The following is a 24966-nucleotide window of genomic DNA, read 5'->3' as shown; positions in this document are numbered from 1 at the left end:
GGACATGCCCGAAGGTGAACGCGCGTAGGAACGTGCCCAGCGTCGAGGGCGCACGCGCATCCTGGAACAGTTTGCCCATCCCGCCGTGGCGCAACAGGTCCATGTCATCGATGGAGTCGGCCCCGGCCGTCATGCCCGCGACCAGCGCCAACACCTTCGCCCCGGGGTTCGCGCTGCCCGCACCCGACAGACTCAGATGCTCAGCGACCAGCGCCGACAGCCCGGCACGCTCGGCCAGCGCCATCACCGGGACAAGACCCGCCACGCCGACCAGATTCGGATCGTCGAACCGTACCGAGGAGACATGAGATACTTGCATCTACGAGATGCCCTTCTTTTTTGGGACTGCGTGCGTTGACAACACGCATTATCCCAGGTCAGAAGGGCATTCTCATGCTCCCACGCCACCCAGAATCAAACCAGCACGGTGGATCCAGGCTGAGCGAGGCGGGCGCAGGCGAAGAGCCGGCGGGTGTGGGGGTTCGCGAGGGCCGCGACGATCGGTCGCCGATCCGCGGGGTCGGCGGCCGTCAGGCGCGGAAGTGGTCCCAGCCGGTGCGCAGCCGGCGCCGACCCGGCGCGTGACCGTCGAGCAGCACCGGCCCGTCCTCCCGCGCCTCGACCACCGCCCCGACGACGCGGAACCCCGCCACCTCCGCCCGGCCGACATCGGGGAAGACGGCGAGCAGCGCATGGTCCTCCCCGCCGCCGAGCAGCCAAGTCCACGGGTCGACCCCGAGGAGGGCCCCGGCGGGAGCCAGGTCCGCCAGGTCCGCCGCGAGCGCGGCCGAGTCCAGCGCGAGGGTCACTCCCGAGGCGAGGGCCAGCCGGGCGCCGTCCTTGAGCAGTCCGTCGGAGACGTCCATCATCGCGCTCGCCCCGGCCTCGGCGGCGCGCACGCCCGCGGGCAGGGGCGGTACGGGCCGCCGGAACACGCCGACGTGCCCGACGAGGGCGGGATCCCGACCCGCGTCCGGACCGAATCGTTCCAGCGCGGCCCACCCGGCGGCCGAGCGGCCGAGCGTGCCGCACAGCCCGATCACGTGACCGGGGCGCGCGCCGGCCCGGGTCACCGGCGCGCGGCCCCGGCAGTCCCCGTGCACGGTCACCGACACCACGAGCTCGCGCCCGCCCACGAGGTCTCCCCCGACGACGCCGACCCCGAGGGGTGAGCAGGCCAGCGCCAGCCCGTCGGCGAGGTCCTCGACCCAGGCCACCGGCGTGGCGGCGGGCAGCACGAGCCCCACGACGATCGCGGTCGGGCGCGCCCCCATGGCGGCGATGTCGGCGAGGTTCTGCGACGCGGCCCGGTAGCCGACGTCGGCGCCCGTGGACCAGTCGAGGCGGAAGTGCCGCCCGGCCACGAGCACGTCGGTCGAGACGGCGACCCGCCCGTCCGGGGCGGCCACGATCGCGGCGTCGTCCCCCGGGCCGAGCAGCGTCGACGCGCCGGTCGGCAGCCGCGGAAAGATCCGTCCGAGCAGCTCTGCCTCGTCGACCTCGCTCACGTTCACAGGCACGCCCGGCTGACCGGGAGCTGCCCGATGGCACCGCCGAAGACGCCGAGCACGCCGGAGACGTCCTCGCCGGCGTAGTTCACGGGCACGACGACCTGGATCGCGGGCTCACGGCCGAACGTGGTGAACTGCCAGCTGTTCTCGGCCACGGACTCGTCGCCGATCTCGGTCATGATCCAGTCGACCGTCACGTCGCCGCTCGTGATCGGCAGGCATCGGTCGGTCGTGGGGCCCGGCGGGGTGACCCCGCAGCGCATCGTGATGGGCGGGTCGCCCCAGGCGCGGGAGGACTGGGAGGTGGTGGAGCGGCTCTGCGCACCGGCGACCTCGTCCGGCAGCGCCATGAGCACCTCGGCGCACGCCGGGTCGCTCGCGGTCGGCGCGGGGTCGAGCGGGACCGGGGAGGCGCACGCCGAGAGCGCGAGCACCCCGGCGACGACGATCGCGGGTCCCGCGGTCGCCGGCCCGGCCCTCACCGCAGCCCCGGGCTGCGCGCGAGGGCGAGGTCGATCAGCTCGGTGATGAGCGCCGCGTAGGGCATGCCGGAGCGCTGCCACATCATCGGGTACATCGAGATCGGGGTGAAGCCGGGCATCGTGTTGATCTCGTTGACGATCAGCTCGCCCGCAGTCGTGTAGAACAGGTCGACTCGTGCCAGCCCCTCGCCGCCGACCGCGTCGAAGGCGCGGGCCGCCAGGCCCTTGGCGCGCTCGGTGATGAGCCCCGGCAGCTCCGCGGGGAAGCTCAGGGCGGCCGAACCCGAGTCGAAGTACTTGGCCTGATAGTCGTAGAAGTCGTAGTCGCCGACGACGGCGATCTCACCCGGGGCGGTCACCCGCGGGGGCCCGTAGTCGCGCCCCTCGAGCACCGCCACCTCGATCTCGCGGCCGTCGATGGCGGCCTCGACCATGACCTTGGGGTCGTGCTCGCGGGCGGCCTCGATGGCGGCCTCGAGCTCCTCGACCCGGGTGACCTTCGTGATGCCGATCGAGGAGCCGGCCCGGCACGGCTTGACGAAGAGCGGCAGCCCGAGCTCCGCGACCCGGGCCACGGACCGCTCCCGGTTCGTCTGCCACTGCCGGTTCGTGATCACCTCGTGCGGGCCGATCGGCAGGTCGGCGGCCGCGAGCACGGCCTTCATGTACTGCTTGTCCATCCCGACCGCGGAGGCGAGCACGCCGGAGCCGACGTACGGCATCCAGGCGAGTTCGAGGAGCCCCTGGATGGTGCCGTCCTCCCCGTAGGGTCCGTGCAGCAGCGGGAGCACGACGTCGATGCCCTGATCGTCGATGTCCGCGCCGCCGGTGGCGATGAGCCGACGGTCGCCCGTGAGCGTGACCCGGGGCCCGTCGCCCTCCTCGACCGCGGGCACGTGCCCGGGACCGAGCTGCAGCCGTTCCGGATCGTCGGGCAGGAGCAGCCAGTGGCCGGCGCGGGTGATGCCCACGGGGATCACGTCGAAGCGGTCGCGGTCGATGGCGGTGAGCACGCCGGCGGCGGTGGCGCAACTGATCGCGTGCTCGCTCGACTGGCCGCCGAAAAGCACCGCGACGCGGGCGCGGGGAAGGTGTGTCATCCGGGCCAGGATATCGCGCGGGAGCCCCGGGTACCGGGACCGGACCCGGCGCGCGGGCCCGGCTCGCGCCGGTTCCTCACGGCCCGGCCGGACCCCGCGATCGGTCGTACGGCTGCGCCGGCGGCTCCATCCCGCGCAGGATCGCCACCTCCGCGGTGAGCGCCGCCATGATTCGCCCGGTCGCGGCCGCGACCGCCCCGGCGGAGGGCGAGGGGGCGTCGTCGTACAGATCACTCAGATCGACCGGCCCGCCCGCCCGCACCCGCGCGGGGAACGGGAGCGCGCGCACGTTGATCCGCCGGGAGTGCGGCGGGCGGAACTCCTGCGGGCCCCACTGCGCGACGGGCACGACGGGCGCCCGGGTGGTGAGGGCGAGCCGGGCGGCCCCGGTCTTGGCGGTCATCGGCCACAGGTCGGGATCGAAGGTGTGCGTGCCCTCGGGGTAGATCGCCACGCACTCCCCCGCCGCCAGCGCCGCACGCGCCTCCTCGAGCGACGCGGCCGCGCTCGCCCGGCCCCGCTCCACCGGGATGATGCCCGCCGAGCGCAGGACCCGGCCCACGACCGGCACCCGGAACAGGCTGTCCTTGGCCAGGATCCGCGGGTAGATGCCGTGATCCACGAGGAAGAGGCCGAACGTGAACGGGTCGGCGTCGCTCAGGTGATTGGCGACGGCGATGAATCCCCCGTGCGGCAGGCGCTCGCCACCGGACCACTCGCGCCGGGTCATCACCCGCACGACGGGGCCGAGCACCCACTTGAGCACGAGGTACGCGCGAGGCGGGCGGGGCCGGGTCGCCGGGTCGTGGGTCACGGCTTCAGTCTCGCGCACCGCCGCGGGCCACACGAGGTTCGACCGGCACGCAGGTTCGACCGTCCGCGCGGTTCGACCGGCTCACGAGATCGGGCACACGGCGGGCAGACCGCGCGCGAGCACGGGCCGGCCGGAGCCGCGGAGCATCCCGCGTCCCCACACCGGTGAGGCACCCCACACCGGGGAGCGCGGCGCGGCGTAGAGCGTAGATTGGCGGCATCGAGACGGCGCCGACGACCATGGCGCCGCACGCACGAGCGCGGGAGAGACATGGACCGAGCGACCCCCACGATCCGAACCATCGCCCCGGCTCTCGTGCTCGGGCTGCTCGCCACGATCGCCGGCGGCGTGGTCTCCGCGGCGAGCGCACATGCGGCGAGCCGACCGGCGAGCTGGGCGGCGGCCTACCTCGTGCTCGTGTGCGGCATGGGCACGATCGGCCTGGCCCTCGGCCGCGCCCTGCTGTCCCGGGGAGCACCCTCCGGAACCCGGCTCGGCGTGGAACTGGCCACGTGGGTGGCCGGCAACGCGCTCGTGCTGTGGTCGACCCTGGCGGAGATCCGCCCGCTGCTCGTGGTCGGCAGCGGACTGCTCGTGCTCGCGCTCGTGCTCGTCGCGTGGGGCACGCGGCCGCGCCTCGGCCACGGCGCCCCCAGCTGGGTGCGCTGGGCGTTCACCGGCATCGTCGTCGTGCTCGCCGTGAGCATCCCGATCGGGAACGTGCTCGCGGGCCGCTGAGCGGCCACTCGTCGCCCGGACCGGCCACTCATCGCCCAGAGCGGCCAGTCATCGCCCAGAGCGGCCAGTCATTGCCCAGACCGGCCACTCATTGCCCAGTGCGCAAAGTTGCCCACTGGGCAATCAAGCCTCTACCGTGTCCGGGTGCCCTCCCTCCGCGAGCAGAAGAAGCGCGCCACCGCCCGCGATCTGGCGACGGCGGCCTACGACCTGGCGTGCGACGTCGGCTGCGCCGAGGTCACGACCGATGAGGTGACGACCCGGGCGGGCTATTCCCGGCGCACGTTCGCCAACTACTACAGCTGCAAGCAGGAGGCCATCGTCGACGGCTTCCTCCTGCGGATCGGCCTGCGGGGGCGGCGCACGAGCGAGGAGGCCGCCGAGGCCGCCCCGCCCGCGACCTTCGAGGCGGTCATCGACCAGACCCAGGGCGTCGTCACGGGCCTGCTCACCGGGCCGAACGTGGCGGAGATCCGCACGTTCGCGCGCATGGTGCACGAGCACGACGCGCTCGAGCCCTACGTGCACGCCGCGGTACTCTCCTTCAAGCACGGCCGCCACCAGCGCGCCCTCGAGGAGGCGTTCGGACCGGCCCGCGTGTCCATGTTCTTCGGGGCCGTCGCCGGCAGCCTGTCCGTGGTGGTCGAGTTCGTCCTCGGCCCCCTGGCGATTCCGCGCCGGCTGCCCGCGCGCACGCCCGCCGACCCGGATTCCCCCCGGCCCGCTCCCCCGGCCCCCCTCGATCCCATTCCCGCCGCCCAGCTCGACGAGGCCCTGGCCATGATCGGGCGCGCGTTCGACTACGTGCGTCACGGTTTCGCCGCGCGCCCGGATCGCCCCTCAGTCACGACAGAACAGGACCACTAGGTGCACCAGCTCTCCGCGCTCAGCCTGAAGAACCGGGCCCTCATCGTGCTCGTCACGGTGGTCGTCGCCGTCTTCGGCGCACTCTCCTTCACCTCGCTCAAGCAGGAGCTCATCCCCTCGATCGAGGTGCCGCAGCTGGCGGTCGTCACCGCGCACCCGGGGGCCTCGGCGGAGGTGGTCGCCCACGACGTGTCCACCCCGATCGAGCAGGCGCTGCAGACCGTGCCCGGCCTCCAGGGCACGACCTCGACCTCGTCCACGGGCGTCTCGATCGTCATGGCCGAATTCGACTTCGGCACGGACACCGCCCGGATCGAGCAGAAGATGACCCAGGCGATCGGCCGGATCCGCAGCGTGCTGCCCGAGGGCACCGATCCGAACGTGCTGGCCATCAGCCTCGACGACTTCCCCGTCATCCAGGTCGCCGTCTCGAACGGCGGGAGCGAGGGCACCGCGCAGCTCGCCGATCGTCTCACCGAGACCGTCGTGCCGGATCTCGAGCGTCTGGACGGCGTCGCCTCGGCCTCCGTCATCGGCGCACCCGGGCAGCGGGTCGCGATCACGCCGGATCCCGCCGGGCTCGCCCGCGCGGGCGTGAGCACGCAGGACGTCGCCGCCCTGCTCACGACCAACGGCACCCTCATGCCCGCGGGCACGATCGACGAGGACGGCGCCACCATGGCCGTGCAGGTCGGTGAGCGGCTCACCTCCGTCGACGAGATCGCGGCCCTGCCCCTGCCCGGTGCCGGCGTGCCCCTCGGCGACGTGGCCGCCGTGGAGCTGACGACCGATCCGACCAGCTCCTACTCCCTCGTCGACGGGGAGCGGGCCCTCACACTGTCGATCACCAAGCTCCCCGACGCCAACACGGTCGACGTGTCCCGGGCGGTGCGCGACGAGCTGCCGAACCTGGAGACCCTCGTGGCCGGCGCCACGTTCACCGTGCTCATCGACCAGGCGCCGTTCATCGAGGACTCGATCTCCGCGCTCACCTCGGAGGGGCTCCTCGGCCTGGCCATGGCGGTCATCGTCATCCTGGTGTTCCTGCGCTCGGGCCGCGCGACCCTCGTGACGGCCGTGTCGATCCCGATCTCCCTGCTCATCGCCTTCGTGGGGATGCAGGCCGCGAGCTACACGCTCAACATCCTCAGCCTCGGCGGCCTGACGATCGCGATCGGGCGCATTGTCGACGACTCGATCGTCGTGATCGAGAACGTCGAGCGACACATGCACCTGGGCAAGTCGAGATACCGAACGATCATCGACGCCGTCCGCGAGGTCGGCGGGGCGATCACCGCCTCGACGATCACGACGGTCGCGGTGTTCCTGCCGATCGCCCTCGTCGGCGGGATGAGCGGGGTACTCTTCCAGCCGTTCGCCTTCACGGTGGCCGTGGCGATGGGCGCCTCACTCCTCGTGGCGCTGACGATCGTGCCCGTGCTCGCCTACTGGTTCCTGCGCTGGCGCGGGCACCACCGGGCCGGCGCCCCCGCGCCGACCCCCGCGCCGGGCGAGGCGACGGCGGCGGCGAGCGACGTCGTCCACACGCTCGAACCGCAGGGCCGGCTGCAGCGCGGCTACGCGCGCGTGCTCGACTCGGTGCTGCAGCGGCGCTGGACCACGCTGGCGGTGGCGGCGCTCGTGCTCGTGGGCACGGTGGGGCTCTCGGGGCAGCTCAAGACCAACTTCCTGGGCGACATGGGGCAGAACTCGCTCGGGATCACCCAGCGGGTCGAACCGGGCACGAGCCTGCAGGCCCAGCTCGACCAGGCCGAGGAGGCGGGCGCCGCGCTGCGCGAGGTGCCGGGCGTGGAGACCGTCGCGATCACGATCGGCTCCTCCGACCAGGCCCAGTTCGCGGGCTCGGCGAACACGGTCGGCTACTCGCTCACGACCGCCGAGGACGGCGATCAGCAGCAGATCCAGGCCGACGTGCGCGCGGCGATCACGGCGCTCGTTCCCGCCGAGGACGTGACGATCTCCCCGTTCGCGGGCATGGGCATGAGCAACGACGTGGAGATCTCGATCACCGGCCCGGACGCGGGCGAGGTGGCCTCGGCCGGCACCCTGATCGCGGACGCGATGCGCGACCTGCCCGAATCCCGGCAGGTCGCCACGAGCCTGACCGAGGCCGAGCCGACGGTCGCGATCACGATCGAACGGGCGGCCGCGGCCCGGGCCGGGCTGAGCGAGGGCGCGCTGTCGCAGATGATCGCGGGGATGCTCACCCCGCAGCAGGTCGGGTCGGTCACCCTCGACGGCGCGGCCGTGAGCGTGTACCTCACCCCGACCGATCCCCCGGAGACCGTCGAGGCGATCAGCGAGCTGCCCGTGCCGACGTCGGCGGGCGTCGTGACGGTCGGCGACCTCGCCGACGCCCGGGTCGTCGACGGGCCCGTGTCGGTCACCAGCTCGAACGGTGTGCGCAACCAGGTCGTGACCGTGACCCCGGACGCCGACGACCTCGGCCAGGCGGCCACGGCGGTGACGGCCGCCCTCGACGGGCTCGACCTGCCGGACGGCGTGAGCGCCGAGGTCGGCGGCGTCACGGCCGAGCAGACCGAGGCATTCTCCCAGCTCGGCCTCGCGATGCTCGTGGCGATCCTCATCGTCTACGTGGTCATGGTGGCCACGTTCCGCTCGCTGCTGCACCCGCTGCTGCTGCTCGTCTCGATCCCGTTCGCGGCCACGGGCGCGATCCTGCTGCAGGTCGCCACCGGGATCCCGCTCGGGGTGCCCTCGCTCATCGGGGTGCTCATGCTCATCGGGATCGTTGTCACGAACGCGATCGTGCTCATCGACCTGGTCAAGCAGTACCGCGACCAGGGCGAGTCGATGACGGGCGCGCTGCGGCGCGGGGCCGTCCACCGGGTGCGGCCGATCATCATGACCGCGGTGGCCACGATGCTCGCGCTCGCGCCGATGGGGATCGGGATCACCGGCCACGGCGGATTCATCTCCCAGCCGCTGGCGATCGTGGTGATCGGCGGACTGTTCTCCTCGACCTTCATGACGCTGCTCGTGCTCCCGGCGCTCTACCACCTGGTGGAGTCGATCGGGACGCGGGGCCGCACCCGGGTGGCCGGCGCGGAGGGCTGAGCCTCAGCCGCCTGACCGCGGCCTGGCCGTCGCCGCTGCGCCGTCCTGCTCGGCCGCGCGGCCGAGCAGGGTCCGGACCCGCCGGCACGCGGCGCGCACCGGGTTGATCACGGGGACCGCGATGAGGCTGCTCAGTTCGTCGGCGCTGTCGCCGAGCGGCCCCCCGCCGATGACGACGCCGCGGGCACCTCGGGTCAGCGCCGCCCCGATGGCGCTCGTGAGCGCCTCGGTCTGACTGGCCGGGTCGCTCGCCAGCAGCAACGGGTCGCCCGGGGTGATCTCAATACACGCGAGGTGATCGGCGAGGCCGAGTGCGCGCACCTGCTCGTGGATGGACTCCCGCAGTGCGGGCGTGGTCGTCGCGATGCCGAAGCGGCCGATCGTCTCGGCCGCCTCGAGCATCGAGGCGCTGCCGATCCCCACGACGGGGATCGGCAGTGCCTCGGCCAGTGCGTCCATCCCCGGGTCGCCGAAGGCGGCGACGATGACCGCGTCGCTCCCCGCCAGCTCCACACTCGTGTTCACGGCATGGACGGTCTCCGCGGCGGCCGCCGCCAGGCTCGCCTCGTCGACGAGCATCGCCGGACCGCGCTCGACAGTCAGCCCGCACACGGTTACGCCGGGCAACTCGCGCTCCACCATGGCGACCATCGCGCAGGTGGTCGAGGTGGATGTGTTCGGATTGACGAGCAGGACGCGCATTCTCAGTCCTCTTCCATCGGGCGGTCGAAGGTCTCGGGCGGAAACTGCACGGCGATCGCGAACACGACGTAGAGGCCCGCCATGAGGGTGAACATGGCTCCGATCCCGGCCGCGTCGAACAGGCGCCCGGCCGCCAGCGGCATGAGTCCGCCCGCAAGGGACCCGAGTGCAAGGATCACGGCGGTTCCGAAGCCGCGCAGGCGGGTCGGGTAGAGCTCGGGCGCATAGATCCAGATCGAGGTGTTGAGCAGCACCACGCAGAAGTTGAAGAGCGCGCCGAAGAGGAGCACGAGGGCGATGTGCGAGGTGAGGAATCCGAAGCACAGCCCGAAGACCACGCCGAGCACGGCGCCCACGGTGAGCACGAGCTTACGCGGTAGTCGGCGGGCCGCGAGCGAGGCCGTCACGGCACCGACCAGGGAACCGGACTGCATGACGAGCGTGAACCACAGGGACTCCGTGATCGAATACCCCTGCGTGGTGAGAATTGTGGGAATGAGCGTGAGTACCGTGATCTGCGCTCCGTACGTCATGCAGACGGCGACTCCGAGGGAGATCGTGCGCCGGCGGAGCCGCCCGGAGACGATCTCGCGCAGCCTCGGCCGCCGCTCGGCCTGGAGCTGGTCGCCCTCGCTGGCCGTGAACCAGGGACCGGCCTGGGGTGCCTTCCCAAGGAGCCGGCCGTGGTGGAGGCGGTCGAGCACCTTCTCGGCCTCCTCGACCCGGCCACGCGAGAGGAGATACCGCGGGGTCTCCGGGGTGAAGAAGCGGTAGAAGATGACCAGCAGTGCGGGAAGCACGAGCAGGCCGAAGACCCATCGCCACCGCTCCGGTCCCGGGAAGAGTGCGAAGACCATGATCCCGAAGGCCGGGGCGAGCATGTTCCCGAGGCCGCCTCCGAGAATATTGATGAACCCGACCGCGGTGCCCCGGTTCCTCGCGGAGAAGAACTCGGAGATCATCACGACCGCCACGGCGATCTCGCCACCGAGCCCGAAGCCGACGATGCCGCGCCCCAGGGCGAGCACCCCGTAGGAGGGAGCCAGGGCGCAGATCAGTGCGCCGAGGGAGAAGATGAGCAGGTTCGCCGTGAGCATCGTGCGCCGGCCGTACCGGTCGGAGAGGATTCCGGTGACGACGCGGCCGACCGCCGTCGCCGTGAAGGTGATCGTGTTGAGGAAGCCGATGTCGCCGGCGCCCAGTCCCCAGTACTCCTGGAGCACCGGTCCGGTGACGCCGATCGCGTTCTGCTCGAGCACGTCGAAGAAGACACCCAGCAGCACCATGAAGACGACCTGGCGGTGGACTCCGCGGACGCCGATCCGCTCGTAGGCATTCTCGAGCTGCACGGTCAGCGCGGGGGCTTCGCCGGGCGGTGATTGTGCCTCCCGGGCCGTAGGTGGTGTGGATTGCGCCATTGCTCCTCCAAGGCTAGGGACGAGCATCGTTGCTCGCCGATGAACACGGGCCGCGGAAGCCGTCGGCCACCACGCTCGCCATGGGACGAGTCCGTGTGCACCACCGTAGAGTTTGGGATCCCATCTAGTCAATAGGGGATCCCAAACTGGATTAGTCGTAGAGAAACGCGAGGGTGCGCCGCCGCGACGCCCGCACGTGGGCATCGGCCGCCGCTCCCGCGCCCTCGACATCGCCGGCCGCAATCGCAGCGGCGATCTGATCGTGCTCGGCGCGGATCAGGTCGAAGTCCTCGATCTTCCGCCGCAGCCAGGACAGCCGCCCCATGAGCGGCTCCAGGGTCTGGGCGAGCAGCTCGTTGCCCGAGAGCTGAACGATCTCGTCGTGGAAGCGGGAGTTGGCGACGTGGGCACGGGCGATGTCGTTCGCCGCGACGGCGTCGTTGACCTCGCGCATCGTGACATCGAGCAGCGGCTCGGCCCCGAGGGCGACCCGGTCCGCGGCCTGTCGCGCCGCCAGTTGCTCAAGCACCTCGCGGACGTCGTAGAGCTCGCTCACCTGCCGGTGACTCAACTGGCACACGCTCATGCCGCGCGCCGTCAGGTGCTCGACGAGACCCTCGTTCGCGAGCGCGCGCAGCGCCTCGCGCACGGGCAGTCGGGAGACGTCGAACTCGGCGGCGATCTCACGCTCGATCAGGCGCGTGCCGGGCGCCAACAGCCCGTTGTAGATCTGCGATCGCAACCCTTCGGCGACGATGTCCCGAAGCGGGCGTTCCTCGCGGTAGAGCCTGGTCGACTGGACGGACATCGCCTCTCCTCACCTCGGTCGGACGGGCCTGTCGACAGCCTACAGAGGCCACTCGACCGCTCAGCCGCCCTGGCGGCGCCGGGCGAGGGCGTCGATCGTCACGGCCACGATGAGCACGACGGCGGTGACGATGTACTTGGCGGCGGCGCTGAACCCGAGCAGGCCCATGCCGTTGTTGATCGCGGCGATGACGATGCCCCCGAGCACCCCGTGGAGGGCCTTGCCGCGACCGCCGAACAGGCTCGTTCCCCCGATGACCGCGGCGGCGACCGCATACAGCACGAGCGTGCCGCCGTCCATGGACGTGGAGATCGAACGCAGCCGCGAGGCGTAGACGATCCCGGCGATGCCGGCGGTCATGGAACACAGCACGAAGCCGGTCGTGCGGATCCGGGCGAGGTTGATCCCGGCGCGCCGGGCCGCCTCGGCGTTGCCGCCGACGGCGTACACGTAGAGGCCGAAGCGGCGGCGCCCGAGCAGGAACGACCACACGAGCAGCACCGCGATGACGACGAGCACGACCCACGGGAGCCCGAACACGGGAGCAAGGATGCCGCGGTCGGCATTGGCGAGCAGGATGAGGCCCGAGCCCCCGGCGAACGCGGCCACGATCTTCGCGACCGTGAGGGTGATGGGGGGCGCCGCCAGGCCGGAGCCGCGCCGGCGGGCGTCCCGGCGCCACATGATCATCGACCAGACCGCGACCGTCACCGCCATGACGATCCAGCCGAGCGGCCGGTTGAGGGTGCCCGAGGAGATCTGGACGAGCACGTCGTCGTGGATGAGGATGGCGCCGCCGTTGCCCAGCACGAACAGCATGACGCCGTTCCAGAACAGCAGCCCGCCGAGCGTGACGACGAACGAGGGCAGCCCGATCCGGGTGACGAGCGAGCCCTGCAGCAGCCCGATGATCGCCGTGGCCACGAGCGCCGCCAGGATCGCCGCCCACCACGGCCAGCCCACCTGCGGCTGCGCCAACCAGGCGACCACGACGGCCGAGACCCCGGCGACGAACCCGACCGAGAGGTCGATCTCGCCGAGCAGCAGCACGAGCACCTCGGCCATCCCCAGGAGCGTGAACACCGCGGCCTGGACCATGAGGTTGACCAGGTTGCCCGCCGTGAAATAGTGCTGATCGAGGATCTGGAAGATGACGGAGACGAGGATGAACCCGCCGAGAACCGGCAGGATCCCGGTCTCACCGCCCTTGATCCGCTGCCAGGCGAGGCTCGTGTACTCCCGCGTGCCGAGCTGATCGGTCTGATCGGTCTGATCGCTCGACTCGATGTGCGCGCTCATGCCGTCTCCTCCACGGTCCGGGTGGTCTCCCCCGTGGTCATGAGATCGACCACGATGGCCTGGCTCATCCGGCTCGCCGGGCGCACGTCGACCAGGTGGCCGTGACGCATGACCGCGATCCGGTCGGCCACCTCGAACACGTCGATCATGTTGTGGGAGACGAGCAGCACGGCCTGGCCGCGGTCGACGAGGGTGCGCACGAGATCGAGCACCATCCGGGTCTGCGCCACGCCGAGCGCGGCGGTCGGCTCGTCCATGATCACCAGCTCGGACTTCCAGAGCACCGCCTTGGCGATCGCGACGGACTGGCGCTGCCCGCCGGAGAGGGAGGCGACGAGCTGGCGCACCGATCGCACGGTCGTGACGGCCAGATCACTCAGGGTCTGGGCGGCGGCCCGCTCCATCGACACCTCGTTGAGCTGGCCGCGGCGCAGGCGCTCCCGGCCGAGGAACATGTTCTGCACGATGTCGAGGTTGTCGCACAGCGCGAGGTCCTGGTAGACGGTCTGGATCCCCAGCTCGTTCGCCGCGATCGGGCTCTCGACGCGGGCGGGTTCCCCCTTCCACGAGATCGTCCCCGCATCGGGGGGACTGATACCCGAGATGCATTTGATCAGGGTCGACTTGCCCGCCCCGTTGTCCCCGACCAGCGCGGTGACCGCGCCGGCCGGGACATCGAGGGTGACGTCGGTGAGCGCCTGGACCGGTCCGAACGCCTTGGACACGCCGGACAGTCCGAGCAGTGCCGACGCGTCCCCGGAGGCGGGCATGGTCAGCCGATCCCCGCCTCGTCACACGCCGAGGCCGCGTCCCCGGAGCACAGGTCGTCGACCGTGACCGTCTTGTCGGCCACGACCGTCTTGGCCATGTTCTCCGTCGTCACCCAGATCGGCGTGGTGTACACGGACGGGATGTCCGCACCGATCTCCGTGTCCTTCGTCGTGGCGTTGACCAGCGTGTCGGGAGGCGTGACGCCCGCGCGGAGGTAGATGGCCAGCGCCGCCGCCGCCTGCGCCTCGAGATAGATCGGCTTGTACACGGTTCCGCACTGGTACCCGGTGAGGATGTTCTTCAGGCCCGGCAGCGAGGCGTCCTGGCCCGTGGTGGGGAACGTCTTCGAGTCGACGCCGTTGCTCTTGAGGATCGAGATGACGGCGTTGGCGTTGTCGTCGTTCGGGGTGATCGCCGCGTTCATCTCGGGGTGGGCGGTCAGCTGCTGCTGGAAGGTGGTCGCCGCCTGCTGCGGGTCCCACGTTCCGGCCGGCTCCCCGACCTTCGTGTAGGTGCCGTCGTCGAAGAGCGGCTTGAGCACGCTCTTATAGCCCTCGGCGAACATCGACGCGTTGTGGTCGGTCGGATCGCCGTCCATGATGAGCACGTTGGGGTCGGAGACGTTCCAGTCCTTGATGCACTGCACGAGGCCCTCCCCCATGAGCTTGCCGACCTTGACGTTGTCGAAGCTCACGTAATAGCGGTTCTCGGGGCCACCGGTGACGAGCCGGTCGTAGTCGATGACGGCGAGGCCGGCGGCCTCGGCCTTGGCCTCGATCGCCGCCCCGCTGCCCGCATCGAGTGGATCCACGAGCAGCACGGAGGCGCCGGCGTTGATGTCCGCCTCGGCCTGGGTCTGCATCGTGGCGGCACTGCCGTCGGCGTTGTCGATCTTGAAGTCGTCGGACGTGAGTCCGGCGGCCTCGAACGCCTGCGTGAGATAGGGCTTGTCGTATTGCACGTACCGGGTCGAGGTCGTCGTGTCGGGAAGCAGCACCCCGATCATGCCCTTGCCCTGGGCTGCGAGGTCGGTCAGCTGCTTCATGACCGAGAAGTCCGCGGTGAAGGAACCCGCGTCCACCTGCGGGACCTCGGACGTGGTCGAGTTCTGCGAGCTCGGGGTCTCGGTTCCCGAGCCGGATGACGATCCGCAGGCGGTGAGCAGGAGGCCCACGGCTGCGACCGTCGTCAGTGATTCCAGAATTCTACGTCGGGTCATCTTGTCGCTCCTTGAGTTGTCCCGAACCGTTGATGTGCGAGGTTCGCGCCCGTAGGTGGGTCGGTCTGGAGATCGACGCTTACTGACTAGTCGCCAGTTTAAAACCGGGGGTGAAGGGAGCGGAAGACGTTCGAGCCGAGTGAGGACGACGTTCGGCTCGGTAGGCGGGCGGGCGTCAGTTCGCGACGGCGTCCGCCGGCTGAGCCGGCAGAGCCGGCTGAGCCGGCTCGGGTAGCTCCGGCTCGCGTCGGTGGAGGTGGCGGCGCAGGACGACGAGCAGGCCGGCCGCGACGGCCAGCGCACCGGCGGCGAACCAGTACGGGGTGGACATCGCGACGCTCGCGGCGAGCCCGGTGGCCAGCGGCGGGGCGATCGCGCCGCCGAGGAACCGCACGCCGGAATAGGCGCTCGAGGCGACCTGGCGGGGGACGTCGGTGGCGCCCATGACCACCTCGGTCATGACGGTGTTCATGATGCCCAGTTCGAGGCCGGCGAGCACCATCCCCACGACGAGCAGGGCCAGGTGGTCGATCACGAGGGCGAAGCCGGCCATCGTCGCGGTGAGGAGCACGAGGGTCACGGTGAGCACACGCACGGGCGACCAGCGGCGGGTGAGGGCCGGGGCCACGAACACCGACGTGATGGCCAGCGAAAGCCCCCAGCCGGCGAAGACGAGGCCGATCCCCATGGCGGGCAGCCCGAGCGGATAGGGGGTGAAGGACATGAGCACGAAGAAGCCCATGTTGTAGAAGAGGGCGACGATCGCCATGACGAGCAGGGCCCGGTGGCGCAGCGCCCCGAAGGCGGCGAGCACCGGCGAGGGCCGGGGCGGGCGGCCCGGGGAGCGGAGCAGGACCGCGAGCAGGACCGCGCCGATCGTCATGAGCGCGGCGGTGCCGAAGAACGGGCCGCGCCAGCTGATCCCGCCGAGGACGCCGCCGAGCAGCGGGCCGACCGCCAGGCCGAGCCCGAGGGCCGCCTCGTACATGATGATCGCCCCGGCGGAACTGCCGCGGGCCTCGTTGATGATCGTGGCCAGCGCCGTCGAGATGAACAGGGCGTTGCCCAGTCCCCAGACGGCACGGAAGGCGATGATCTCCCCGATCGACCCGCTCGCGCCGGCCCCGGCGGCGCCGAGCACGATGACGCCGAGGCCGAGCAGCAGGGTCGTGCGCGAACCGAGCCGGCTGGAGATGGCGGAGGTGAAGAACATCCCCACCGCGGTGACGACGAGGTAGGAGGTGAACAGCAGCGAGGTCTGGGTCGTCGTCGCGCCGAGCTCGGCGCTGATCGAGGGCAGGATGGGGTCGACGAGCCCGAGGCCCATGAAGGCGATCATGGCGGTGAGGGCGACGGCCCAGACGGATGTGGGTTGAGTGCGCACGAGGCTAGCGGTCCAGACGTGAGAGGAGGATGTCGGTCGCGTTCGCCAGCGCGGTGAGCTCGTCCGGGCTCAGGTCGGCGAACTCCTCGGTCAGGGCGGCGCCGAGCTCCCGGGCGTAGTCGCCGAGGAACTCGATTCCGGTCGCGGTGATCGAGACGGTGCGTGCCCGCAGGTCCTCGGGGTCGGCGATCCGGGTGAGCAGGCCGTCGGCGCTGAGCGCGGCGACGATCTTGGTCATCCCGGGCTGGGAGACCCGCACGAGCTCGGCCAACTCGCCCAGGCGCACGGGGCCCCGGTCGCGGGCGAGGGCCAGGGTGCGGTAGGCCGACGGCGAGAGCGCCTCGGGGAGCCGCAGAGTCGCCGTCCGGGAACAGCGGTGGACGACCGAGATCAGCTCGGCGAGGACTACTCCGGTGGATTCGGGCACGGCACTAGTTTACTACGTTATATAACTAGGTGAAGCACCGCGATCCGGTCGAGCTGTTCGAGCCCGCGGTTCCCGCCGCTCGCCTCGATGGGCGGTGACCTCGGCCGGGTATGGACAGTTCCCCCCGCGCTCCACGATGATTGGCTCCTCGGTACGGGCACCGGCGCTCCGGCCGATCGGAGGCGTCATGGCGGAGCAGCCCCGGGCGGGCGCGATGGGATCCGGGCCGGACGACGGCCGGGAACTGCGCGTCGCCCTCGCGATGCGCGGCGGAGTCTCGCTCGCGGTGTGGATCGGGGGCGCCGTCGCCGAGCTCGACCTGGCCCGGCGGGCGTTGGCGGACCCGGACTCGCTCGAGCGCAACACCGGCCCGGAGCGGGAGCGCGGGCGGGCCTACGCCGACCTGCTCACCGCGCTCGGCTACACCTCGATCCGGTTCGACGTGCTCGCCGGCGCGAGCGCGGGTGGCCTCAACGCCGTGATCTACGGGTTCGCGCAGTCGATCGGCACGGACCTGGAGTGGCTGCTGGCGGTGTGGCAGCGCCAGGGCGACCTGTGGCGGCTGTTCCACCCGCAGTGGGCGCCGGGTCGGCACTACCGCACGGAGGCGGTCTTCGACGCGGACTCGAATTTCTATCGGCCGCTGCTCGAGGCGCTGCGGGCGGCCTCGGCCGGCACGAGCGAGCGGCTTCGGTCCGATTTCCTCACGATCGACCTGTCGGCGACCCTGCAGGCGGGCCCGCCGCTGCCCGCGACGACGACGGGCACCGACATCCGCCCCCGGGCGGCCCATTTCCGGTTCCAGCACACGCCGGGGCGGCCCGGCGGGCCGTTCGACGACCTGCCCGGCAACGGCTCGGACCCTGGCGCCGACGAGGAGGCACGCCGGCGCCTCGCCTACGCCGCCCGCAGCACGAGTTCCTTCCCGGGAGCGTTCGAGCCGGCGACGATCCACGCGTGGGAGGGCGGGCCGGTCCGCCGCCCCCGGGGCGAGGGCGACGATCGGCCCGAGAACATGGCCGGGGTGTTCTCCGACGTCCTCGGGGATCCGGGCACCGCGTTCGACGTCATGGACGGCGGGGTGTTCGACAACATCCCGATCGCGCGGGCGCTCCACGCGATCACCGACTCCCCCGCGACCGGCCGCACCCGGCGCGTACTGCTCTACCTCGACCCGCGGCCACCCGAGCCGGCGGCGCCGCCGCACGCACCCGCGGCGGGTGCGGGCGAGGTGCGGCCCCGGCGGGTGCGGTTCCTGCGCTCGGTGGTCACGGCGCTGCGCTACAAGGTGACGACCGAGAGCTCGTGGGACGACCTGGCCGACCTGGCGGACCTGGCCGCGCGCGGCACGGATCAGGAGTTCCGGCGCAAGCAGTTCCTCGGCTCGCTGCCGCCGGACCTGCTCGGCGGTCTGCGCGACCTCGATCCGAGCGTTCTCCGGACCCTCCTCGACTCCTATCGCGACTTCCGGGTGCGCACCGACGCGGACCGGTTCACGCGCCTGCTCACCCATCCCGGCGAGGGGTTCCTGCAGACGCTCATCACCCCACCCGCCGTCGCGGCCGGGCTCGGGATGGACGAGGCCGGGGCGGTGCGCACCGACCTCGAGGCGGCGCTGGCGGGCCGGGCGGGGTTCGCGTGCCACGAGGATGCGGCGGCGCTGGCCGAGGCCGCCGACTTCTTCATCGCGTGGCTGCGCATCCAGCAGGACGATCCAGAGACCGCCCGCAACGGCGAACTGACGGCGGCGCTCGCCGGCGCGAAGGGGTCGCTGTATCGCGTGCGCACGCTCGCCCAGTACGCCGGGCAGCGCGGTGACGCCGCGGCCGTGCGTATCGCCCTGGGTGCATGGAATGGGCCGGGTGAGGCTGGTGGGTCGCCGCGCCGCGGCGGTGGCTCGATCCTCGCGGCGCTGCCGGCGGTCGCACTCGCGCTGTGGCCGGCGGCGCCACTCACGGTCCCGCCGATCGACCTGGACGACGAGGCCGCGCTGTGGCGGGGCCTCGAGGCCTGGGGGGAGGGTGCCGACCGAGGCGGGCCCCACGCACCACCCGAGTCGGCACTCACCGACCCGATCGCGGCCGGGTGGCGGGTGCTGTGCGCGGCGGTCGGCGACGTTCAGCGCAGCCGGCTGCCGGCCGAGGTCGCCGGCGCCCCGACCCTGGCCGAGCTCCAACGCCTGGTCGCCCGGGCGACGTGCGTCATCGGCCGGCTCGGCACCACCGCGATCCCCGACTTCGACACGCTCAGCGGCGACGAGGAGCCGCTCGTGCCCCTCGCCGGCGTGACCCTGCAGTCCGAGGCGCGCCGGCTCGACCGGCAGGCGGCCCACCCGGAGCGCGTGTCCCCCTGGCCGAGCGGGGCCGTCCACGCCGGCGCCAAGCTCTCCGGCAGCCAACTCGGCAATTTCGGTGGCTTCCTCGCCCAGGACTGGCGCGGCCACGACTGGCGGTGGGGCCGGGTGGACGCCGGGGCCGGCCTCGTGCGCACGCTCACGGCCATGGACGACGGCGCCTCGCTTCGGGAGCGGGAGCGCGACCCGCTCGACGCGGCCGAGGTCGCCCGGGCCGCGGCCGCCTCGCGGGAGCACCTGGCCGCTGCGTACGAGGGCCTCGAGGGCCGGCCCGGGCGCCTGGGCGATCTGACGGCGGAGCGCAGGTACGCCCTCGGCGCGCGCCTCGGGCTCGGGCTGCAGCGAGCGCTGTGGCCGGTACTCGGTAGCGGCGTGCGAGGCTTCGTGGTGGCGGCGATCCTCACGGTGCTGCGGCCGTTGCTCGTGCTCGCGCCGCTCGTGCTGCGGCCCGCGGTGCTCACGGCCGTGGCGGTCGCGGCGGCGGTGGCCACACACGCGGGGCCGGCGCCCGGGACGAGTGGCACACTCGAGCCGGGCACCGTCGCGCTCGTGGGCGGTCTGGCCGCCGTCGTGCTCGCCCTCGGCGTGGCCGCGGCGACCGGCCGGATGCGCACCTGGCGCTCGCTGGCCGGCCGGGCTGAGAACTCCGGAGAGGCCGCACAGTCGCTGTGCCGGCGGGTCGTCCGCGCGGCCGCCCGGGCCCGGTCGGCCCGGGTCGTGCTCCTCGTGATCGTCCTGCTCGTCGTGGTGGCCGACCTGTGGCGGGGTGGCGGCCGGCCGCTGCCCAGGCTCACCCGGGTCCAGGCGGTCCTCACCGCGGCCACGTGGTTCGACGTCGTCGTCGTGCTCGCCGCAATCCTCGTGTGGGCGCTCGGGTCGCACCGGGCGGTGGGCCGGGTCGATCCCGCCGGGGCCCGCGACCGCTCGGGCCTGACGGTCGCGCTTGTCGCGAGTGCCGCCGTCCTCGCCGCGACGATCGCCGAGGCCACCTGGTGGCACCGCGCCGGCGGCGTGGCCACCGGGCTCGCGGTCGGGGTGCTCGTCTGGGCGGTCCTGCACGGCTGGGCGCGCCGGCCGCTGGCCCACGTGCTCGCGGTCGCCGCGGGGATCGCGACCGCGCTGCCCGACCTGCCCTCCCCGGTCGCCCGCGTGGCCGAGGCGGGTGCGACCTGGGGGCTGCCGATCCTCTCGACTATCGTCGTCGTGGTGGTGGTCCCGGCGGTGGCCGTGGGCGTCGTACTCGCGCTGGTCTTCGCCGGCCGGTGGCTGCAGGCGCGGCTCGGCCGCACGGGCGAGGTGGTGGCGTCCCTGCTCGTGCTCGTCGCAACGGTCAGGGTCGCCGCCGAGCTGACGATCGCGTGGCCGTGGCTGGGCACGATCCCGGCCCCGCTCGTGCTCGGTGCGTTCGCGTGCGCGGCCGCGACGCTCATCGTGCCGTTCCGGGACGCGGAGGACCTGCCCGCACTGTGACTCGGATGGGGCGGAGACTCGGATCCGGCGGCGGGTCAGACCTGCTCGACCTTGGCACCGAGCGCGGTGAGCTTGGCCATGAAATTCTCGTAGCCGCGGTAGATGAGCTCGATCCCGCGCACGTTCGAGGTGCCCTCCGCGGCGAGCGCGGCGATGAGGTGGGAGAAGCCGCCGCGCAGGTCGGGCACCTCGATGTCGGCGGCCTGCAACGGGGTGGGCCCGGAGATGACGGCGGAGTGGAAGAAGTTCCGCTGCCCGAACCGGCAGTCCTTGCCGCCGAGGCATTCGCGGTAGACCTGGATCTTCGCTCCCATGCGCCGCAGCGCGTCTGTGAACCCGAACCTGTTCTCGTAGACGGTCTCGTGCACGATCGACAGGCCGGTCGCCTGGGTGAGGGCGACGACGAGGGGCTGCTGCCAGTCGGTCATGAAGCCGGGGTGGACGTCGGTCTCGAGCACGATGGAACGCAGGTCCCTGCCGGGGTGGCGGAACCGGATGCCCTCGTCGTCGATGTCGAAGTCGCCGCCGACCTTGCGATAGGTGTTGAGGAACGTGCCCATCGCCGACTGCTCGGCGCCGCGCACGTAGATGTCGCCGTGGGTGGCGAGCGCGGCCGAGGCCCACGAGGCCGTCTCGATCCGGTCCGGCAGGGCCGTGTAGGTGTAGCCGCGCAGGGCGTCCACCCCCTCGATCCGGATGACCCGGTCGGTGTCCACGGAGATGATCGCGCCCATCCGCTGCAGCACGTCGATGAGCGCGAGGATCTCCGGCTCGATCGCGGCATTGCGCAGTTCGGTCACGCCGTTCGCGCGCACGGCGGTGAGCAGGAGTTGCTCGGTCGCGCCGACGCTCGGGTATGGCAGCTCGACCTGGGTTCCCTGGAGCCCGCGGGCGGGGGCCTTGATCCAGATGCCGGATTCGAGCTTGTCGATCTCGGCGCCGAACTGGCGCAGGATGCTCAGGTGGTAGTCGATCGGGCGGTCGCCGATGTGGCAGCCGCCGAGGTCGGGGATGAATGCCTCGCCGAGGCGGTGCAGCAGCGGACCGCACATGAGGATCGGGATCCGGCTCGAACCGGCGTGGGTGTCGATGTCGGCGCGGCCCGCGACCTCGACCCGGGACGGGTCCATGGCGACCGTGCCGGCGGCGGAGTCCCAGTCGACCTGCACGCCGTGGAGCGAGAGCAGCCCGCCCACGACCTGGACGTCCTTGATGTCGGGGACGTTGCGCAGCACCGAGGGGGTCTCCCCCAGCACCGCCGCGACCATCGCCTTGGAGACGAAGTTCTTCGCGCCCCGGACCGTGATGTCACCGGTGAGCGGAACTCCCCCGTGCACTCGCAGAATCGTCATGTGACCGTCCCTTCTCGCCCCAGGATAGGCCACGCCCGCCCGCGTCCCCGTCGCGGCGGGATGTGACCGGGCCGAACCCCCCGATCCACCGGCCGACCAGGGCCGAATCCCGGATCCACCGGCCGACCAGGGCCGAATCCCGGAAATCCCAGCAGAATCCCCGGGCTACGCCCTGCTCGACCGCGGGGTGAGCGACCCCGCCACCAGGCCATGAGGTGGATCGGCCGGATACGCTGGTCGCTGCAGCACGATGCCACTCCACTGGAGTTGATGGTCACGATGCCCAGGTTCCTACGCCGACACGGCCTTCCCGAAGGACCACGGTGGCCCGCCGGCTTCACGCTCGGGGTCACGCCACGCGCCCGGAGCCTATTGGAACTCCTGTACATCCGGGACCGCTGGGATCTGCACCCGCAGATCGACCTCCCGCCGCTCGACCCGCCGCCACCGCGGGACCGCTCGCGCCCGCCGGATCCTGGGGTGCCGGAGTGGGAGGACCGCTGGCTCGGCTGCTGGCAGGAGACCCTGCAGTGGTTCCGCGACCAGACGCCCGCGCCGCACCCGCCCACGCGAACCAACCCGCCCGAGTTCCCACCACTGCTCTGGCGGCGCCGATACGGAGACGTGGGCATCGACCGCGAGGCCCTGGACGAGTGGTATTTCGCGCTGCCGATCGAGGTGTTGCCGCCGCCGGACGGGTCGCCCGAGGACCGCTGCGCCGACGCCGTGGCGCGGGCGTGGACGCGGGGCCTGCGCGGCGTCGTCTCCCTGCCCCTCGCCGGGGATCACGCCGAGCGGCTCGGGCAGCACCGCCTGCTCGTGTCAGCCCACACGCGCGCCGAGCCGGACCGCTACCGGGCCGCGCTCGAGGCGACGTTCTGATCGGAGCCGGCCGGGCGCCGTCCATACGAGACGACGAACGCCGCCCCGGGTGGGGCGGCGTTCGCGCGTGCTACCGGCTTCGCGGGGTCAGCTGAGCGACTCGTTCTGGGTCGGCACCGTGACCGGGCGGGCGGCTACGATCTCGACGGGCGGGAGGGTCTTGGCCGGCAGGGTCGTGGGACGCCAGGCGGCGCGCGACTGTTCGTAGGCCGTGATGTCGGCCTCGTGGTTGAGCGTGAGGCCGATGTCGTCGAGGCCCTCCATGAGGCGCCAGCGGGTGTAGTCGTCGATCTCGAAGGTGGCGACGATGTCACCGCAGGTCACCTGCCGGTTCACGAGGTCGACCGTGATCTCCTGGCCGGGGTTGGCCTCGAGCGCCTTCCAGATGAGCTCGACGTCCTCCTGCGCGAGGATCCCGGCGACGAGACCCTGCTTGCCGGAGTTGCCGCGGAAGATGTCGGCGAAGCGGCTCGCGAGCACGACCTTGAAGCCGTAGTCCTTGAGCGCCCAGACGGCGTGCTCACGGGAGGAGCCGGTGCCGAAGTCGGGGCCGGCGACGAGCACCGAGGCCGTCTTGTACGGCTCCTGGTTGAGGATGAACTCCGGGTCGGACCGCCAGGCGGCGAAGAGCGCGTCCTCGAAGCCGGTGCGGGAGACCCGCTTGAGGTAGACGGCCGGGATGATCTGGTCGGTGTCGACGTTGCTGCGGCGCAGCGGGATGCCGACGCCGGTGTGCGTGGTGAATTTCTCCATGGTGGCGGCCTCCTCAGGCGTTCACGAGGTCGGCGGGGGACGAGAGGGTGCCGCGGATGGCCGTGGCGGCCGCGACGAGCGGGGAGACGAGGTGGGTGCGTCCACCCTTGCCCTGCCGGCCCTCGAAGTTGCGGTTCGAGGTGGAGGCGGCCCGTTCCCCGGGCTTGAGCTGATCGGGGTTCATGCCCAGGCACATCGAGCAGCCGGCGTTGCGCCACTCGGCGCCGAAGGCGAGGAAGACCTGGTCGAGCCCCTCGGCCTCGGCCTGGAGTCGCACCCGCGCCGAGCCCGGCACGACGAGCACGCGCACGTCGTCGGCCTTCTTCCGGCCGGCGATGACGTCGACCACGGCGCGCAGGTCCTCGATCCGGCCGTTCGTACACGACCCGATGAAGACCGTGTCGACGTGGATGTCGCGCAGCGGCAGTCCCGGCGCGAGGTCCATGTACTCGAGCGCCCGCTCGGCGGCCACGCGCTCGTTCTCCTCGTTGATCTCCTCCGGGTTCGGGACCCGGCCCGACAGCGGCAGGCCCTGGCCCGGGTTCGTGCCCCAGGTGACGAAGGGTTCGAGGTCGTTCGCGTCGAGGGTGACCTCGGCGTCGAAGGTCGCATCCGAGTCGGTGCGCAGCGTGCGCCAGTACTCGACGGCGGCGTCCCAGTCCTCCCCCTCGGGGGCGTGCGGGCGGCCCTTGAGATAGGCGAAGGTGGTCTCGTCCGGGGCGATCATGCCGGCGCGCGCCCCGGCCTCGATCGACATGTTGCAGATCGTCATGCGCGCTTCCATCGACAGCGCCTCGATGGCCTCGCCGCGGTACTCGAGCACGTAGCCCTGGCCGCCGCCGGTGCCGATCTTGGCGATGACGGCGAGGATGATGTCCTTGGCGGTCGTGCCCTCGCGCAGCGTGCCGTTCACCGTGATCGCCATGGTCTTGAACGGGGCGAGCGGCAGGGTCTGGGTGGCGAGCACGTGCTCCACCTCGGAGGTGCCGATGCCGAATGCGAGCGCGCCGAAGGCCCCGTGGGTCGAGGTGTGGGAGTCGCCGCACACGACGGTCAGGCCGGGCATGGTCAGGCCGAGCTGGGGCCCCACGACGTGGACGATCCCCTGATCGGCGTCGCCGAGGGAGTGGATCCGCACGCCGAAGTCCTCGACGTTGGCCCGCAGCGTGTCGATCTGCTTGCGCGAGGTCTTGTCGGCGATCGGCAGGTCGATGTCGAGGGTCGGGGTGTTGTGGTCCTCGGTGGCGATCGTCAGGTCGGGACGACGCACGGGACGCCCGGCGAGGCGCAGCCCCTCGAAGGCCTGCGGGCTCGTGACCTCGTGCACGAGGTGGAGATCGATGTAGAGGAGGTCGGGCGCGCCGTCCTCACCTCTGCGGACAATATGGTCCGCCCATACCTTCTCCGCCAACGTCCTACCCATGACGCGTCCAACTTCCTTGATCCGTGTGCTGATGGAGGGCCTTGCGACACTCCGGGTTTCACCATCGAACTTGCGTCTCATCTTCCGAGACGGC

General features: G+C 71.9%; 20 protein-coding genes and 1 pseudogene. 5 read left to right on the top strand and 16 right to left on the bottom strand.

From position 1 onward, the window contains the following. From GCG21_RS10415 to GCG21_RS10395, 5 genes and pseudogenes are all read right to left on the bottom strand, one after another. Window positions 1–319 (bottom strand): annotated as a pseudogene (locus tag GCG21_RS10415) (IS1380 family transposase); the annotation flags it as partial. 211 nt (window positions 320–530) lie between these two features. Further along, window positions 531–1508, bottom strand: a complete 978-nt coding sequence (locus tag GCG21_RS10410) for a thiamine-phosphate kinase (RefSeq protein WP_370517446.1) — start codon at window positions 1506–1508, stop codon at window positions 531–533. A 2-nt stretch (window positions 1509–1510) separates the two neighbouring features. Further along, window positions 1511–1993: a DUF3515 family protein gene (locus GCG21_RS10405; RefSeq protein ID WP_152909617.1), complete on the bottom strand. Its 483-nt coding sequence runs from the start codon at window positions 1991–1993 to the stop codon at window positions 1511–1513. Beyond that, on the bottom strand, window positions 1990–3093 hold the full coding sequence (locus tag GCG21_RS10400; RefSeq protein WP_152909616.1) for a D-alanine--D-alanine ligase family protein: 1104 nt from the start codon (window positions 3091–3093) through the stop codon (window positions 1990–1992). Before GCG21_RS10400 ends, GCG21_RS10405 begins: the two co-directional genes overlap by 4 nt. A gap of 76 nt (window positions 3094–3169) precedes the next feature. After that, entirely contained in the window at window positions 3170–3907 is a 738-nt protein-coding gene (locus GCG21_RS10395; RefSeq protein WP_370517445.1) for a lysophospholipid acyltransferase family protein, read from the bottom strand. Window positions 3908–4177: 270 nt separating this feature from the next. Here GCG21_RS10395 and GCG21_RS10390 point away from each other — a divergent pair, with 270 nt between their 5' ends. The 3 genes from GCG21_RS10390 (at window position 4178) to GCG21_RS10380 (ending at window position 8611) form a co-directional block, all read left to right on the top strand. Then, window positions 4178–4645, top strand: a complete 468-nt coding sequence (locus GCG21_RS10390) for a hypothetical protein (protein WP_152909615.1) — start codon at window positions 4178–4180, stop codon at window positions 4643–4645. Between the two features lie 144 nt (window positions 4646–4789). Further along, window positions 4790–5512 (top strand): hypothetical protein, encoded by a 723-nt coding sequence (locus GCG21_RS10385; RefSeq protein WP_152909614.1) that lies wholly within the window; start codon window positions 4790–4792, stop codon window positions 5510–5512. Then, window positions 5513–8611: an efflux RND transporter permease subunit gene (locus GCG21_RS10380; RefSeq protein ID WP_152909613.1), complete on the top strand. Its 3099-nt coding sequence runs from the start codon at window positions 5513–5515 to the stop codon at window positions 8609–8611. A gap of 3 nt (window positions 8612–8614) precedes the next feature. On the opposite strand, the gene GCG21_RS10375 is transcribed toward GCG21_RS10380, so the two are convergent. The 8 genes from GCG21_RS10375 to GCG21_RS10340 form a co-directional block, all read right to left on the bottom strand. Further along, on the bottom strand, window positions 8615–9313 hold the full coding sequence (locus tag GCG21_RS10375; RefSeq protein WP_152909612.1) for an aspartate/glutamate racemase family protein: 699 nt from the start codon (window positions 9311–9313) through the stop codon (window positions 8615–8617). Window positions 9314–9315: 2 nt separating this feature from the next. Then, a complete protein-coding gene (locus tag GCG21_RS10370) occupies window positions 9316–10731 on the bottom strand; it encodes an MFS transporter (protein WP_152909611.1) in 1416 nt (471 codons plus the stop codon). Between the two features lie 151 nt (window positions 10732–10882). Then, window positions 10883–11539 carry a GntR family transcriptional regulator gene (locus GCG21_RS10365; protein WP_152909610.1) on the bottom strand — a complete coding sequence of 219 codons (657 nt, stop codon included), beginning with the start codon at window positions 11537–11539 and terminating at the stop codon, window positions 10883–10885. A gap of 60 nt (window positions 11540–11599) precedes the next feature. Continuing rightward, a complete protein-coding gene (locus GCG21_RS10360; RefSeq protein ID WP_152909609.1) occupies window positions 11600–12838 on the bottom strand; it encodes a sugar ABC transporter permease in 1239 nt (412 codons plus the stop codon). Beyond that, a complete protein-coding gene (locus GCG21_RS10355; RefSeq protein ID WP_152909608.1) occupies window positions 12835–13608 on the bottom strand; it encodes an ATP-binding cassette domain-containing protein in 774 nt (257 codons plus the stop codon). The genes GCG21_RS10360 and GCG21_RS10355 overlap by 4 nt, the downstream gene beginning before the upstream one ends. Window positions 13609–13610: 2 nt before the next feature. Then, complete coding sequence (locus tag GCG21_RS10350; protein WP_152909607.1) at window positions 13611–14828, bottom strand: sugar ABC transporter substrate-binding protein; 1218 nt, start codon at window positions 14826–14828, stop codon at window positions 13611–13613. Window positions 14829–15003: 175 nt separating this feature from the next. After that, window positions 15004–16212: an MFS transporter gene (locus GCG21_RS10345; protein ID WP_370517444.1), complete on the bottom strand. Its 1209-nt coding sequence runs from the start codon at window positions 16210–16212 to the stop codon at window positions 15004–15006. Between the two features lie 4 nt (window positions 16213–16216). Next, window positions 16217–16639, bottom strand: coding sequence for a MarR family transcriptional regulator (locus GCG21_RS10340; RefSeq protein ID WP_152909606.1), 423 nt, complete (start codon window positions 16637–16639; stop codon window positions 16217–16219). Between the two features lie 187 nt (window positions 16640–16826). Here GCG21_RS10340 and GCG21_RS10335 point away from each other — a divergent pair, with 187 nt between their 5' ends. Further along, complete coding sequence (locus GCG21_RS10335; RefSeq protein ID WP_194165044.1) at window positions 16827–20462, top strand: DUF3376 domain-containing protein; 3636 nt, start codon at window positions 16827–16829, stop codon at window positions 20460–20462. Between the two features lie 35 nt (window positions 20463–20497). Here the strand turns inward: GCG21_RS10335 and murA are convergent, their stop codons facing one another. Next, window positions 20498–21814 carry a UDP-N-acetylglucosamine 1-carboxyvinyltransferase gene (gene murA, locus GCG21_RS10330; RefSeq protein WP_152909604.1) on the bottom strand — a complete coding sequence of 439 codons (1317 nt, stop codon included), beginning with the start codon at window positions 21812–21814 and terminating at the stop codon, window positions 20498–20500. 270 nt (window positions 21815–22084) lie between these two features. On the opposite strand from murA, the gene GCG21_RS10325 reads away from it, so the two are divergent. Next, window positions 22085–22696 carry a hypothetical protein gene (locus GCG21_RS10325; protein ID WP_152909603.1) on the top strand — a complete coding sequence of 204 codons (612 nt, stop codon included), beginning with the start codon at window positions 22085–22087 and terminating at the stop codon, window positions 22694–22696. An 87-nt stretch (window positions 22697–22783) separates the two neighbouring features. Here the strand turns inward: GCG21_RS10325 and leuD are convergent, their stop codons facing one another. Further along, a complete protein-coding gene (leuD, locus tag GCG21_RS10320; protein ID WP_152909602.1) occupies window positions 22784–23449 on the bottom strand; it encodes a 3-isopropylmalate dehydratase small subunit in 666 nt (221 codons plus the stop codon). Window positions 23450–23462: 13 nt separating this feature from the next. Beyond that, window positions 23463–24872, bottom strand: coding sequence for a 3-isopropylmalate dehydratase large subunit (gene leuC / locus GCG21_RS10315; RefSeq protein WP_152909601.1), 1410 nt, complete (start codon window positions 24870–24872; stop codon window positions 23463–23465). Window positions 24873–24966 lie beyond the last annotated feature (94 nt).

The organism is Pseudactinotalea sp. HY160, assembly GCF_009372055.1.
Taxonomy (GTDB): Bacteria; Actinomycetota; Actinomycetes; order Actinomycetales; family Beutenbergiaceae; genus HY158.
Note: the sequence above shows the minus strand (reverse complement) of the source record. Positions and strands in the feature narration are given on the sequence as shown.

Coding starts and splice junctions, on each gene's coding strand:
- GCG21_RS10370 (WP_152909611.1), bottom strand. CDS start 10,731: ATGGCGCAATCCACACCACCTACGGCCCGGGAGGCACAATCACCGCCC.
- GCG21_RS10390 (WP_152909615.1), top strand. CDS start 4,178: ATGGACCGAGCGACCCCCACGATCCGAACCATCGCCCCGGCTCTCGTG.
- leuC (WP_152909601.1), bottom strand. CDS start 24,872: ATGGGTAGGACGTTGGCGGAGAAGGTATGGGCGGACCATATTGTCCGC.
- murA (WP_152909604.1), bottom strand. CDS start 21,814: ATGACGATTCTGCGAGTGCACGGGGGAGTTCCGCTCACCGGTGACATC.
- GCG21_RS10325 (WP_152909603.1), top strand. CDS start 22,085: ATGGTCACGATGCCCAGGTTCCTACGCCGACACGGCCTTCCCGAAGGA.
- GCG21_RS10360 (WP_152909609.1), bottom strand. CDS start 12,838: ATGAGCGCGCACATCGAGTCGAGCGATCAGACCGATCAGACCGATCAG.
- GCG21_RS10355 (WP_152909608.1), bottom strand. CDS start 13,608: ATGCCCGCCTCCGGGGACGCGTCGGCACTGCTCGGACTGTCCGGCGTG.
- GCG21_RS10375 (WP_152909612.1), bottom strand. CDS start 9,313: ATGCGCGTCCTGCTCGTCAATCCGAACACATCCACCTCGACCACCTGC.
- leuD (WP_152909602.1), bottom strand. CDS start 23,449: ATGGAGAAATTCACCACGCACACCGGCGTCGGCATCCCGCTGCGCCGC.
- GCG21_RS10365 (WP_152909610.1), bottom strand. CDS start 11,539: ATGTCCGTCCAGTCGACCAGGCTCTACCGCGAGGAACGCCCGCTTCGG.
- GCG21_RS10400 (WP_152909616.1), bottom strand. CDS start 3,093: ATGACACACCTTCCCCGCGCCCGCGTCGCGGTGCTTTTCGGCGGCCAG.
- GCG21_RS10350 (WP_152909607.1), bottom strand. CDS start 14,828: ATGACCCGACGTAGAATTCTGGAATCACTGACGACGGTCGCAGCCGTG.
- GCG21_RS10335 (WP_194165044.1), top strand. CDS start 16,827: ATGGCGGAGCAGCCCCGGGCGGGCGCGATGGGATCCGGGCCGGACGAC.